Source organism: Nocardioides gilvus, assembly GCF_003194605.1.
Taxonomy (GTDB): domain Bacteria; phylum Actinomycetota; class Actinomycetes; order Propionibacteriales; family Nocardioidaceae; genus Nocardioides; species Nocardioides gilvus.
On sequence record NZ_QHKY01000002.1, the window covers coordinates 149,784 to 162,860 of the forward strand.

The following is a 13,077-nucleotide window of genomic DNA, read 5'->3' on the forward strand; positions in this document are numbered from 1 at the left end:
CGGGGCCATACGGGCGTCTTCTGGAATTCAGGTTTCATCCCTCCTCACACCGGGACACGAGATGCGAGATTCCCTTGAAAAGTTGGGCAGTCGATTCACCTACGCCAACGTCGTCAGCACGGTGGCGCTCGTCATAGCTGTCGGTGGGGGCGGTGTGGCAGCCAACGCTGCCCTCGCCAACAACACCGTCGGTTCTCCACAGATCAAGAACGGTCAGGTCAAGAACGTTGATCTGGGCCGCAAGTCGGTCACCACGTCCAAGCTGCGCAACAACTCTGTGCTCAGCAGGCACGTGAAGAACGGCACTCTGCAAGGAAAGGACGTCAAGAACGGCTCCCTCACCCGCAACGACCTGGCGCCGAGCTCGATCGTCGCCAGTCTGCTGGCGTCCGGCTCGGTCACTGGAGACGCGATCGCCGACGGCGCAGTCGCTGCCGACGACCTGGCGTCGAGCCCCCTGGGGGTGGCTCGTGCCTACGCGTGGAACAACATCCCCGCAGGCCCCCTGGGCGTCAGCTCGGTGCTGAACAACGGATACGTCTACAACAGCAGCGGGGAGGACACCACGGTGACCCGAAACGGAGTGGGCTACTACGCGGTGCGGTTCACCGGGGTGGACCTCGGATCGGGTTCTGTCCACGTCACCGCGTACGGCTCCTCGTCCGACACGTGCAAGGTGCAGTCGTGGGGCGCCGAGAGCGTCTGGGTCAGGTGCTTCGACGCTGCCGGGAATCCTGCGGACAACCGGTTCACCGTGGGGTACTACCGCTGATCCGCTCGGCCTTCCGGTTGCGACCGTCACGAGCGGTGCCACCCAGGGGCTGGTTCACTCCTGCTCCTGGGCGGCCTGGTCGTCCAGCAACCTGCGAGCGCGATCACCGTTCTCCTCCTGCGCCAGGGCACGACGGAAGTTGTCCAGCTTCTGCTCGCCAGCAGGGAAGGGCGGCAGCAGCGGCACGTCCGGATCGACGATCGCCTCCAGCACGACCGGCCGGTCCGCGCTCAGCGCGCGCTGCCACGCCGCATCGACCTCGTGACCGTGCTCGACGCGGATGCCGGTGAGGCCGAGCAGTTCCGCGTACGCCGCGTACGGGAAGTCGGGCAGCGACTGGCTGACGTCGTAGCGCGGGTCGCCCTCGGTCTCGCGTTGCTCCCAGGTCACCTCCGCCAGGTCCTGGTTGTTCAGCACGAGCACGACGAACCGCGGGTCGGTCCAGTCCTGCCAACGCGAGGCGACGGTGATGAGTTCGGCGATGCCGTTCATCTGCATGCCCCCGTCGCCGACGAGCGCCACCACTGGTCGCTCCGGGGCCTCCAACTTCGCTGCGAGCCCGTACGGCAGACCCGAGCCCATCGAAGCCAACGTCGAGGAGAGGTGGGCCTGGACGCCGACCGGCAGCGTGAGGTGACGGGCGTACCAGTAGACGACGGACCCCACGTCGACGCTGACCTGCGCGTCGGCGGGCAGACGCGGTGTCAGCGCCCGGACGACGTACTCCGGGGTGAGCGGGTGGGCCTGCGCCGAGGCGCGCTCCTCGGCGATGCGGTGCCAGCGCTCGACCTGCTCAACCACCTGGGATCGCCACGTCGACTCCGAGCGGTCCTCGAGCAGGGGGAGGAGCCGTTCCAGGGTCTCGGCGGCGTCTCCGACGAGCCCGACCTCGACCGGGTAGCGATTGGCGAGGTGACGTCCGTCGATGTCGACCTGTACGCCCCGCGCCTGACCCGGCGCGGGGTAGAACTCGGTCCACGGGTCGTTCGTGCCGACCATCAGCAGCGTGTCGCAGTGGTCCATCAACCATCCCGACGCCGTGGTGCCCAGATGGCCCATGACCCCGCAGCTGGTGGGGAGCGTCTCGTCCCACCACGGCTTGCCGAGAAGGCTCGTGGTGACGCCGGCCCCCAGTCGCTCCGCCACTGCTCGCACCTGTGCGCCGGCGTCCCTGGCCCCTTGGCCGACCAGGAGCGCGACACGCTGGCCTGCGTTCAGGACGGCTGCGGCCTCTGCGAGGTCGTCGTCTGCGGGGATCACACGGGGCTTGCGCCACTGTGGTGCGGTGGGCACGACGCCGTGCTCGTGTGGCGGCTCCTCGGGTGCGGGTTCGACCTGTACGTCATGGGGCAGGACGACGACGCACGGCGAACGGGTGGCGAGGGCCGTACGGAAGGCACGGTCGATGACCATGGCAGCCTGCTCAGGAGCCAGCACCGTCTGGACGTACTGGGCAGCGACGTCCTTGAAGAGTGACGGGAGGTCGATCTCCTGCTGGTACTCCGAGCCGAGCGCCGTGGTCGGCTGCTGGCCGACGATGGCCACCACCGGCTGGTGGTCCAGCTTCGCGTCGTACAGCCCGTTGAGGAGGTGCACGGCCCCGGGACCCTGGGTGCTGGTCACGACGCCGATCCCGCCGGTGTACTTGGCGTGGCCAACGGCCATCAGCGCGGCGTTCTCCTCGTGACGTGCCTGGACGAACGCCGGGTCGCCGCCCGCTCGTCGCAACGCACCCATCACCGGATTGATGCCGTCTCCGGAGTAGCCGAAGACGCGGTGCACGCCCCAGGCCAGCAGACGTTCGACCACCAGGTCCGCGACCAACCGTTGTTCCGTCATCGAGGCTCCATACCCCGACGTCGGGGGAATCATGCGAGCCTTCACGGGCTGGTTCGGGCAAGCCACCATGGGCTGGTGGAATCACAGGTGCACCGCTACCGGACCGGGGACGTCGAGCGCGTCCTCGACATCACCGACGACGTTTCCGACTGGGTTGCTGAGCGCGGGGACGGGTTGCTGCACGTCTTCGTACCGCATGCCACTGCCGGGATCGCGATCCTCGAGACCGGTGCTGGTTCGGACGACGACCTGCTGGCGGCCCTGGCCGACCTGCTGCCGGTCGACGACCGTTGGCGCCACCGGCACGGTTCGCACGGCCACGGTCGCTCGCACGTGATGCCGGCCCTGGTTCCGCCGTACGCGACGGTCCCGGTGCTCGGCGGGCGGTTGATGCTGGGGACCTGGCAGAGCATCTGCCTGGTCGACCTCAACATCGACAATGCCGATCGAGAGGTCCGCTTCTCGTTCGTCGCCGGGTGACGCAGTCCGGCAGGTCAGTCGACGAAATCCCGGACCAACCTCGCGAGCTCCGCGGCGTGCAGGTCGAGCATTCCGTGGCTCCAGCCGGGTAGGTGCCGGTAGGCCAGGTCAGGGCGTAGGTCGAGGGCCTTCAGCGTGTGGTCGTGCAGGTCGTCATCGCCGTTCAGGACCAGCGTGGGGACGGCGCTTCGGGCCACCGCGCTCGCGTAGTCATGGTCGAACGCGGCGGCGTGGCCCCACCACGAGGTCCGTGGGTTGCGCAGGACGTCGGCGAACTGTTCGGCCAGGTGGTCGGCCGTCCAGGCGGCCTCCGACCATTTGCGATGCCCGTCCCACATGCGCTGGATGTGGCTGCCGTCGTCCTCGACTGCGGGTCGCAGGTAGTGCTCGCGCATCGCTGCGCGCTCGTCGTCGCTGAAGATCGGCGCGGAGATCAGCACGGCGTGCTTGACGAGGTCCGGTCGGCGTTCCGCGACGGCCAGCGCGGTCATCGAACCGGTGTGGTAGCCGAGCACGTCGATCTCGTCCCACCCCAGGGCGTCCGAGAGCTCAGTGATTGCCTCGGCATAGTCGTCGATGCTGGGCCGCGTGGAAGGCACGTAGCTCTCCCCGAAACCGGGGGTGTCGGGGGCCGCGACGATCCGGTCGGTCCCCATCTCGTCCTGGAACCGTCGGTAGATGCGCCCGGAGTTGGGGCTCATGTGCAGGCACACGAGCGGACGGACAGAAGCAACTTCCGGCGTCGCGACTCGGCAGTGGAGCTGCCCCTCGGGGACATCGACGTAGGACTTGCTGAACGACGGAGTGGACTGAGTCACAGTCGCAGATTACAACGATGTTCCGCTCCGTGGAACCTGTGAGTTGGGGGGGGCCTGCCTACGTCCAAGGACTTCTGTCCCCGGGGTTGTCGTCACGAGGCCACGGCCGAGTCTTGTGGCTGCGCGCTCGACTCGGCAGGCTCTGCCGGCAGCCGGCGCGCACGATCGCGCCACGCGCTGACGAACATCCACGCGGCGTAGAGCAGCAGTGCGCCACCCGCGACGGGGACGAATCGCATCCTCATCTCGCCGGAGATCATGACGTTCATCCACCCCAGCAGGGGGATCGAATACGTCACGACGCCGCGCAGTTGCTCCTCACGTACGGGCTCGAGGTCGGCGGTGGCGTTCGCGTCGCCCTTCGTGACCAGCAATCGGGCGCCGTCCTCGACCCCTGTGCCGACCACCCGGTGGGTCGCGACGGTCGGCTTGCCGGACTCCAGCTGAAAGGTGACCACGCTGCCGACGGGCACGTCATCGATGCTCCGGGGCCGCACGACCACCAGCGACCCCACTGGAATGGTCGGCTCCATCGAGGCACCCAGGATTGTGTAGCGCTGCGCGCCCGTGACAGCGGGGACCACGATCACCGCGATGACAGCCAGGGCCGCCAGGCCGAAGAGTCCCCACGTCACTCCGCGACCGAGGTACCGCCACGCCGATCGGGTCGTCCACGAGGACCGGGCCCGTCCGACGAGCATCAGCCTTCGGCGGGGGGCAGAGGCTCAGCGACCTGGGTCAGGGTGACCGGAACGGGCTCAAGGAAGATCCCGTTCACCATCGACTCCGGGTCCTCGAGGTCCGCCGGCACCGAGATCGAGATCTTGACCTCGACCATGCCGCGACCCGTGACGTTGAAGGCACGCGCTTCGTTCGTCGGTGCATAGCTGAGGCCGTCGGACCATTCCTCGACCGTGCTCACTGTCAGTTCGGCGTCGATCGCGTCCATGACTGACGAAGAGGTGTTCCCGAAATCCAGCGCGGCAACGCGCAGCACCGCGTCCGCCCCCAGGGCCACATCGATCCCGAAGTTGTGCTGGTACGTGACGACATCGCCGGGGACCAGACGATTGCTGTAGCCGATCAGCGTGTCGTAGGTCATTGCCTCGCCGTTCAACGAGTACGTCTTCGCACCGCTGTCGAGCAGGAGATGACCCATCTGGAGAGTCATCGCGTCCGTGCTCTCGGAGTCCTGCCAGTAGGCGAGCGAACCAGCACCGCTTCCGAAGAGTGCGACGGCCGCGGCGGCGGCGACTGTTCCTTTGATGACCTTGTTCATGACAATCCTTAGGGGAGGGGGGACACGCCGTTCAGTGGCGGTGCGCTCACCCTAGGAACGCGTGTCATCGAGCATGCGGCTTCCAGCCACCGACATCGGTGGTTGTGGGAGCCGTCCCTTGCTCTCAACCGTGGTAGGTCTGTGCGCGATCGTCCACGAGGACCTGCGCGGCCCACGGTCGATCCGGGGGGAGCAAGCGACCTACGAAGCGGTTGTCCGCCTCGTCGAGCAGGACTCGCATCCATGCGGCGACCGCCGTGGCGGTCGCCGGCTCGACGCGGCCGTCACCTGCGTCGTCCAGGAGGACCACGTCGACGCCGCGGGTGCGCGCCCGCATCGCCGCGTCGATCAACGCAGGGTCCAGCAGCCGACCCGCACGATACCCGTCTCGCAACCGCCCCTCGATGCCACGCGCGCGGGCTCGACCCGCCGCGTCGAGAGCATGTCCCGCCGCGACTCGCGAGAGGAACGGCCCGGCCAGGTCGTCCATGGCGGCGGCGTGATCCTCGAGCTCGTGTCGGGCCGCGGCATCCCACTCCCGCTGCTCGGTGGCCGTCACCGCCCGACGCGCGAGCGCCCGCGTGGAACGCCGCAACCGAACGATGGCGACGGACAACAGCGTTCCCAGGCCGACTGTCGTCGCTGTGCGCACACCGACGCTCACGAGCTGGACAGCCTCACCGTCGCGCAGCGCGGCGTGAGTCAGGAGCATTGCGAGCATCACCACCAGACCGCAGATGGCGAGCACCGGGCGCGCGTTCAGTGCCACGGCCACGAGCACGAATCCCGCGGCGGGTAGGAACCACGCGCTTCCGTAGGTCAGCGGGGCCGGTGTTGCGAGCAACCCCAGCAACACCGTGACGCAGGCCAGCACGACCGTCGCCACGTTGCGGATCGTCGGCGCGGGCAGTGAGGGAAGCGTGAGTGCGGCAGAGACCAGGATTCCGGCGAGGATGAGCAGTGGCATCCACCAGCTGTCGGTGACGGTCACGGACGCCGCCACAGCGACGAGGGTCTGGGTCGCAACGAACAGGACGGTGGCAACGAACGCACCCACCCGGTCACCGTCCAGAGTCGGCCCCGGTGTACCTGCCACGTCATCATCCTCGCCGTCGCTCGCCTCAGCCCAGCGCAGCTCGACCGTCGTACCGTGCTTCGGCTCGGACGTCACGCGGCCGGTACCGCCCGCGACATCCCGCATCGCACCCACGATGCTGGCGGTGACACCCATCCGCCCTGGCCGGATTGACTCCGCAGAGAATCCGATCCCGTCGTCAGCGATCCGCAGCAGGAGATCGCTGCCGCCGACCTCGAGCCGGACGCTGCGCCTGCACGGCCCGGCGTGGCGGACGCTGTTGTCCAAGGCCTGGCGGGTCGCGATGAGCATCGCCTCTGCCACGTCACGGCGAGGGACCAGTGCCTGCGGGACGCAGTTGATCTGTAGGTCAGCGCCGGCGTCCGCAGCCATTGCGCGCAGTTGCTCGATCCAGTCACTGACATCGCGGTCCGCATCAATCATCGCAGCGGCCCGCCGAGCCTGCGATTGCACCGCTGTCGCGGTGTCCGGCGTGTACTCGGCTGCGCCACGAAGGGCGGCCAGCACCTCGTCGTGGACGAAAGCGGCGACTCTGGCGCGTGCGGCCAACCGGCCCCGGGCGGCGCCCTGCTCGGCCGCGAACTGCTCGGCCCGCCCGGCGGCAGCGTCGAGCTCGCGACTCGTCCGCAAGGCATGGGCGGCGATCACACACAGGGCCGCAGCCGTCATCAGCGCCTGGGCGTCGTTGGCGAGTCCGATCATCGAGTAGCCGCCCAGGAGCAAGCGGTACAGCACCACGAGACACACCCACACCACAGTTGATGTCCACCCGAGCCGTGCGCCGCCCGCTACAACAGCGGCCACGGCAAACCCCCCGAAGGTGGTCAGCGCCCACGGCAGTGTCCCGCCCGATCCGGTTCCGGTGAGGGCTCCGCTCACCGGGGCGAACAGCACGAGCGCCGCGAAGAACAGTGCGACGCCGGTCGCTGCTCCGCGTCGCAGGGCCCGCGCACCCAGCCAGGGCGCCGCCACACCGACGACCAGGAGCACGGCAAAGGCTGAGGTCGTGAGCGCAACGAGCCAACCCGGTAGCTCCACCCGGCCACGGGGGTCCGCGACCGCGGATGTCACGACGGCGGAGAAGATGACCGCGACCGCCACGCCGAGCAGCAGGATGCGCAGGGTGGCCAGCTCAGCGGGGTGCCCCTGTGACCGTCCGGAGTCAGCCATGGCGCGGCGTCGGCAGGAACCCGTCTTCGAGGCTGCGCCGATACAGCTCGACCTTTGTCGCTGCAGGTCGGCCGAGCTGGTGGTAGACGCTCCGGATGCGCCGCAGGTGGTCGTTGACGGTGTTCTCACTCACGAACAGCATCTCGCCGACTTCTCTCGCCCCCAGCCCAAGGGCGTACAGGCTCAACACCTCACGTTCACGCGCCGACAGCGGCGCCGAACGGAGGATCGGATCAGTGTCGAGCGCAGATGCCCACTCTGTGGTCGGGACGCACTCGCCCTGCGCCGCCGCGAGCAGCGCCGCGCTCAGCACCTCACGGGGAGCAGACTTGCGCATGATCCCGAGCGCCGCGGTCTGGGAGGCCGCCCGCACCAGAAAGGGGTTCTCGGCCGCGGTCAGGAACAACACCGACGCACCCCACGCGACTGCCGCCTGCACGTTCTCGTCCGGCGTGCTCTCGTCAGGGAGGCTGAGGTCGAGAACGACGAGGTCTGCGTCCTGGCCCGGTCGGATGAGGGACTTCATCGACGTCTCGTGGCGCGCGAACACGAGTCCGGGTGTGTCATCGACGATGGCCTGCACCGCCATGGCCACGAGCTCGTGGTCATCGACGACGGCGACCCGCTTCGGCTGGGCCACCAGCTCAGTCTCAGATGACACCCGCTGAGCCTATCGTCCTGACCGGGGCTGGTCAGGCAAAGCAGTGAACACGGCAGCATCCGTCGGGACCCCTCACTCGATCGAACCGACGCAAGTCAGGCTCGAGCCCGGACTGCGTCGGATTGTGCGGACTGTGCGGTGTCTGGGTGTCACTGGGTGACACCCAGACACCGCACAAGCACTGAGCCACCGGTCCGGGGGCTTCGGGATCTCCATGCACTCCGTGGTCAAGCTCTGGAGCAGACGAAAGGGCCCCTGGTCCTGCGGTTGCAGGTTCGGGGCACCTTCGGGGTTCAGGCGTGGATCAGATGTCGTAGTAGAGCTCGAACTCGTGCGGGTGCGGGCGCTGCTGCACCGGCTCGATCTCGTGGGTGCGCTTGTAGTCCACCCAGGTCTCGATGAGGTCGGGGGTGAAGACGTTGCCCACCGTGAGGTAGTCGTGATCGTCCTCGAGAGCACCGAGCACGGCCTCCAGCGAGGTCGGGACCTGCGCGATCTCGGCCATCTCGTCCGGCGGCAGCTCGTAGATGTCCTTGTCGATCGGGTCCGGCGGCTCGATCTTGTGCTTGATGCCGTCGACACCGGCCAGCATCAGGGCCGAGAAAGCCAGGTACGGGTTGGCCGACGGGTCGGGGAAGCGCGCCTCGACGCGCTTGGCCTTCGGGTTGGTGCCGGTCAGCGGGATCCGGATCGACGCCGAGCGGTTGCGCGAGGAGTAGACCAGCGAGATCGGGGCCTCGAAGCCCTTCACCAGGCGGTGGTACGAGTTCACCGTCGGGTTGGTGAAGGCCAGCAGCGACGGCGCGTGCTTCAGGATGCCGCCGATGTAGTGCCGCGCCATCTCGGAGAGGCCGCCGTAGCCGGTCTCGTCGTAGAAGAGCGGCTGGCCGTTGGTCCACAGTGACGAGTGCACGTGCATGCCGGAGCCGTTGTCGCCGAAGATCGGCTTCGGCATGAAGGTGACCGACTTCTTGGCTTCCCAGGCGGTGTTCTTGACGATGTACTTGAACTTCATGACGTCGTCAGCGGCCTTGAGCAGCGTGTCGAAGCGGTAGTTGATCTCCGCCTGACCGGCGGTCCCGACCTCGTGGTGGGCGCGCTCCACGAGCAGTCCGGAGGCCTCGAGGTTCTTGACCATCGCGTCGCGCAGGTCGGTGTAGTGGTCGTACGGCGCGACCGGGAAGTACCCGCCCTTGAGTCGGGTCTTGTACCCGAGGTTGTCGTCGCCCTCCTTGCCGGAGTTCCACCAGCCCTCGACGGAATCGATGTGGTAGTACGACTCGTTGACACCGGTCGAGTAGCGGACCGAGTCGAAGATGTAGAACTCCGCCTCCGGGGCGAAGTAGGCGGTGTCCGCGATGCCTGTCGAGTCGAGGTACGCCAGCGCCTTGCGAGCGATGTTGCGAGGGTCGCGGGAGTAGGCCTCGCCGGTGATCGGGTCATGGATGAAGAAGTTCACGACCAGCGTCTTCGCCGTACGGAACGGGTCGAGGTAGGCGGTCGACGGGTCGGGGAACAGGTTCATGTCCGACTCGTTGATGGCCTGGAAGCCGCGGATCGACGAACCGTCGAAACCGAGCCCCTCCTTGAAGACGGACTCGTCGAACGACGAGGCAGGCACCGTGAAGTGCTGCATGATGCCGGGCAGGTCGCAGAAGCGTACGTCGACCATCTCGACGGCTTCGTCCTTGATGTACTTCAGCAGATCATCGCTGTTTGCGAACATTCGTCCTCCTTGGCCGCGTGTCTGGGGCGACCTGACGTTCCGGGGAGTGGCCGGTGCGACGCTGCACCGAATGACGTGTACTTGCAGGGCAGATGCTGAGACCGTATCCCGATTGTTTCAGGCCCGTCCCCATCGCCCGCCCAGTGGGTGTCGCTGTGGTGCGACTAACCTGACGACGTGATCGAGACTGCTTCCTGGGGACACCGCATCCTCGCCCTCGCCATTGACTGGGTCGGCAGCATCTTGGTGGTGATGGCGTTCATCGGTCTCGACGGTTGGATCGAGGACCCCGCCTCCGGGCTCTACACGCTCGGGGTCTTCGTCCTGCAGTCCGCGATCCTGCTCGCGCTCGCCGGTGGTTCGTTCGGCCAGTTGGTGACCAGGTTGCGCGTCGTCCGTTACGACGGCGTCCCGCGCCCCGTCGACCTGATCCGTGCCCTCGTACGCCAGGTCCTGATCGCCCTGGTCATCCCGCCGTTGGTCTTCCGCCCCGACGGTCGCGGTCTGCACGACATGGCGGTCGGCTCCGCTGTGGTTCGTCTCCGCGACCTGCAAGGGGCAGCGCGCTAGGGTCGACGACGCACACCGTCTCGACCCGAAAGGCCCTCCGATGTCTCGACCCCTTGCCCTACGTCGTGCCGGCGCAGCACTGGCGCTGCCCCTGCTCCTGGGCCTGACGTCCTGCGCCGATGACTCCAACTCGGAGGACTCGCAGAGCTCTGTCAGCGAAAGCACCCCGACCGATGACTCGTCGGAGTCTCCTGACGGGGCCGGTGACAACGAGGCCGAGGCCGACGCGAAGGACGCTCCGCAGGGCAGCAAGAAGTCTGGGAACAGCTCCGGCACGCAGTCGCCGCTCACCACGCTCGACGTGGAGGCGGGGGCGACCGTCGACGGCAAGAAGTTCGCGGCCCTCACGAAGTGGGCCCTCGACAACGCCACGACGGCTGACATCGACCTCGACTCCAGCGCCCAGGGTGGGGTCAGCGGCTCAGGCTCGGTCGACCACACGACCACACCGCTGTCGCTCCAACTCACGATCGAGGCGAACGGCAGCAAGGGGGACGTACGTCTCGTCGACGGCGCCATCTACATGTCGACGCCCGGGATGGGCGGAGGCAAGTACCTGAAGCTGGACGTCTCCGAGGGCGCAGGCACCGGGCTGGGGCTCCCGGAGCTCGACCCGTCGCGCGAGCTCGAACGCGGCCTCGGGAAGAAGAAGTTCACCTACCGCGGGGTGGAGACGATCGACGGCACCCCCGCCCGACGCTTCTCCACTGCCGACGTCGACATCTGGTTCGACGAGAGCGGTTTCCTCCGTCGGGTCAAGCGCGACGCCGGGGACAAGGGAGTGACGACGGCGACCTACTCGAACTGGGGCAAGGAGGTCGACATCTCGGCTCCGCCGGCCGACCAGGTGCAGGAGATGCCGTCGCTGCCCTCGATGCCGCAGGCGCCGAAGGGTTAGAGCACCCAGAGGTCAGCGGCCGCGCATGTTGCCGCGCATGCCCTTCATGCTGGTCGGCACGGGGCCCTTGGGCATGGGGATGTTGGACCGGTTGGCGTCCAGCGCCTTGAGACGGTTCAGGATGTCGGTGATCTCGGCGGGCTTGACGTTGCGGCCCAGTTTGGTCACGTGCTTGATCAGCTTGTCCAACGGCACCTCGCCCTCGTCCTTGCCGCAGACGACCTCGAAGATCGGTGTGTCGGAGACGAGGCGCTCGTGCTTGCGGCGCTCGCTGATCATCAGGCTGCGCAGACGGGCCTTGCTGCGGCCCTCACCCACCAGCACGATGCCGGGAGGACCGATCACCCGGTGCACGACGTCCTGCTGCTTGGTGAAGGCCACCACGGCGTCCACCTTCCAACCGCGGCGAAGCATGCCCAGCGCGGCCGCGGCCGCGCCGACCTGACCGTCCATCTGCTTGTACGCGGCGCGTTGGACCCGGCGTCCGAAGATGAGGAGGGCAGCCAGGGTGCCGACCAGGATCGCGCTGATGGCCGCGAAGATCCAGGAGAGGATGCCGCCCCCGGGGATCAGCCACACGACGAAGAAGCCGACCACTGCGCCCAGGGCGAACCACGCCAGCAGGATCAGACCGAGCTTCGGGTCGCTCTTCTTCGCCATCTGGTACGAGCGGACCAGCTGTTGGCGACGGCTGAGGTCTTCGGTGACGGGGGTCGACATGCGATGCCTTTGCTGACTGGCCGGGGGAGATGACCCCGGCAAGGGGTCGGACTCAGAAGGTGGCCGCGGAGGCGGCCTGCTTGGACGTACGCGCATCCATGGCCTGACGGTACAGGCGTCCGGCGCGGTAGGACGAACGTACGAGCGGGCCGGACAGGACCCCGGAGAAACCGATCTCCTCGGCCTCTGTGTTGAGCTCCACGAACTCCTCCGGCTTGACCCACCGCTCCACGGGGTGGTGACGCGCCGAGGGGCGCAGGTACTGGGTGATGGTGATCAGCTCGCACCCGGCCTCGTGCAGGTCACGCAGCGCCTGCGAGACCTCCTCACGGGTCTCGCCCATGCCCAGGATCAGGTTGGACTTCGTGACCAGGCCGAAGTCGCGGGCCTGGGTGATCACGTCGAGGGAGCGGTCGTAGCGGAAGGCCGGACGGATCCGCTTGAAGATGCGCGGCACGGTCTCGACGTTGTGGGCCAGGACCTCGGGACGGGACTCGAAGACCTCCTGGAGGAGCTCCGGCTTGCCGTTGAAGTCGGGGATCAGGTTCTCCACGCCGGTGCCGGGGTTGAGCTCGTGGATCACCCGCACCGTCTCGGCGTAGAGCCAGGCGCCGCCGTCGGCGAGGTCGTCGCGAGCAACGCCGGTGATGGTCGCGTACTTCAGCTGCATCTTCTGCACCGACTCGGCGACCCGACGGGGCTCGTCCCGGTCGAGCGGCTGGGGCTTCCCGGTGTCGATCTGGCAGAAGTCGCAGCGACGGGTGCACTGGTCACCACCGATGAGGAAGGTCGCCTCGCGGTCCTCCCAGCACTCGTAGATGTTGGGACAGCCCGCCTCCTGGCAGACCGTGTGGAGTCCCTCGGACTTCACGAGACTCTGGAGGGCCTTGTACTCGGGCCCCATCTTGGCTCGCGTCTTGATCCACTCGGGCTTGCGCTCGATCGGGGTCTCCGCGTTGCGCACTTCCAGACGGAGTAGCTTGCGACCTTCGGACTGGGGTGATGCAGGCTGGGACGTCACGGTGCAGACTTTACGCCGCGCTCGGCG

At 67.7% G+C, this 13,077-nt stretch carries 13 protein-coding genes; 4 read left to right on the forward strand and 9 right to left on the reverse strand.

Annotated elements, in window-relative coordinates; genetic code table 11:
* Positions 1-82 precede the first annotated feature (82 nt).
* Positions 83-772 (forward strand): hypothetical protein, encoded by a 690-nt coding sequence (locus DNK52_RS06025; RefSeq protein WP_110240102.1) that lies wholly within the window; start codon positions 83-85, stop codon positions 770-772.
* Between the two features lie 54 nt (positions 773-826).
* On the opposite strand, the gene DNK52_RS06030 is transcribed toward DNK52_RS06025, so the two are convergent.
* On the reverse strand, positions 827-2,611 hold the full coding sequence (locus tag DNK52_RS06030; RefSeq protein WP_110240103.1) for a thiamine pyrophosphate-requiring protein: 1,785 nt from the start codon (positions 2,609-2,611) through the stop codon (positions 827-829).
* Between the two features lie 75 nt (positions 2,612-2,686).
* Here DNK52_RS06030 and DNK52_RS06035 point away from each other — a divergent pair, with 75 nt between their 5' ends.
* Positions 2,687-3,091 carry a secondary thiamine-phosphate synthase enzyme YjbQ gene (locus DNK52_RS06035; protein ID WP_110240104.1) on the forward strand — a complete coding sequence of 135 codons (405 nt, stop codon included), beginning with the start codon at positions 2,687-2,689 and terminating at the stop codon, positions 3,089-3,091.
* Positions 3,092-3,105: 14 nt separating this feature from the next.
* On the opposite strand, the gene DNK52_RS06040 is transcribed toward DNK52_RS06035, so the two are convergent.
* The 6 genes from DNK52_RS06040 to glnA all read right to left on the reverse strand — a co-directional run bounded on the left by DNK52_RS06040 (position 3,106) and on the right by glnA (position 9,841).
* On the reverse strand, positions 3,106-3,909 hold the full coding sequence (locus DNK52_RS06040) for an alpha/beta fold hydrolase (protein ID WP_162598646.1): 804 nt from the start codon (positions 3,907-3,909) through the stop codon (positions 3,106-3,108).
* A 92-nt stretch (positions 3,910-4,001) separates the two neighbouring features.
* A complete protein-coding gene (locus DNK52_RS06045) occupies positions 4,002-4,544 on the reverse strand; it encodes a signal peptidase I (RefSeq protein WP_162598647.1) in 543 nt (180 codons plus the stop codon).
* 65 nt (positions 4,545-4,609) lie between these two features.
* Positions 4,610-5,188: an alternate-type signal peptide domain-containing protein gene (locus tag DNK52_RS06050; protein ID WP_110240107.1), complete on the reverse strand. Its 579-nt coding sequence runs from the start codon at positions 5,186-5,188 to the stop codon at positions 4,610-4,612.
* A 124-nt stretch (positions 5,189-5,312) separates the two neighbouring features.
* Entirely contained in the window at positions 5,313-7,454 is a 2,142-nt protein-coding gene (locus DNK52_RS06055) for an ATP-binding protein (RefSeq protein ID WP_110240108.1), read from the reverse strand.
* Positions 7,447-8,115 carry a response regulator transcription factor gene (locus DNK52_RS06060; RefSeq protein WP_204163417.1) on the reverse strand — a complete coding sequence of 223 codons (669 nt, stop codon included), beginning with the start codon at positions 8,113-8,115 and terminating at the stop codon, positions 7,447-7,449. Before DNK52_RS06060 ends, DNK52_RS06055 begins: the two co-directional genes overlap by 8 nt.
* Before the next feature lie 304 nt (positions 8,116-8,419).
* Positions 8,420-9,841, reverse strand: coding sequence for a type I glutamate--ammonia ligase (gene glnA / locus DNK52_RS06065; RefSeq protein WP_110240109.1), 1,422 nt, complete (start codon positions 9,839-9,841; stop codon positions 8,420-8,422).
* 177 nt (positions 9,842-10,018) lie between these two features.
* Between glnA and DNK52_RS06070 the strand changes: the two genes are divergently transcribed.
* Together DNK52_RS06070 and DNK52_RS06075 are read left to right on the forward strand one after the other, a co-directional pair.
* Positions 10,019-10,411, forward strand: coding sequence for an RDD family protein (locus tag DNK52_RS06070; RefSeq protein WP_110240110.1), 393 nt, complete (start codon positions 10,019-10,021; stop codon positions 10,409-10,411).
* Positions 10,412-10,451: 40 nt separating this feature from the next.
* A complete protein-coding gene (locus tag DNK52_RS06075) occupies positions 10,452-11,309 on the forward strand; it encodes a hypothetical protein (protein WP_110240111.1) in 858 nt (285 codons plus the stop codon).
* Between the two features lie 12 nt (positions 11,310-11,321).
* Here DNK52_RS06075 and DNK52_RS06080 read toward each other — a convergent pair whose 3' ends face one another.
* A complete protein-coding gene (locus DNK52_RS06080; RefSeq protein ID WP_110240112.1) occupies positions 11,322-12,029 on the reverse strand; it encodes a DUF4191 domain-containing protein in 708 nt (235 codons plus the stop codon).
* A gap of 52 nt (positions 12,030-12,081) precedes the next feature.
* Positions 12,082-13,050, reverse strand: coding sequence for a lipoyl synthase (lipA, locus tag DNK52_RS06085; RefSeq protein ID WP_110240113.1), 969 nt, complete (start codon positions 13,048-13,050; stop codon positions 12,082-12,084).
* Positions 13,051-13,077: the final 27 nt, after the last annotated feature.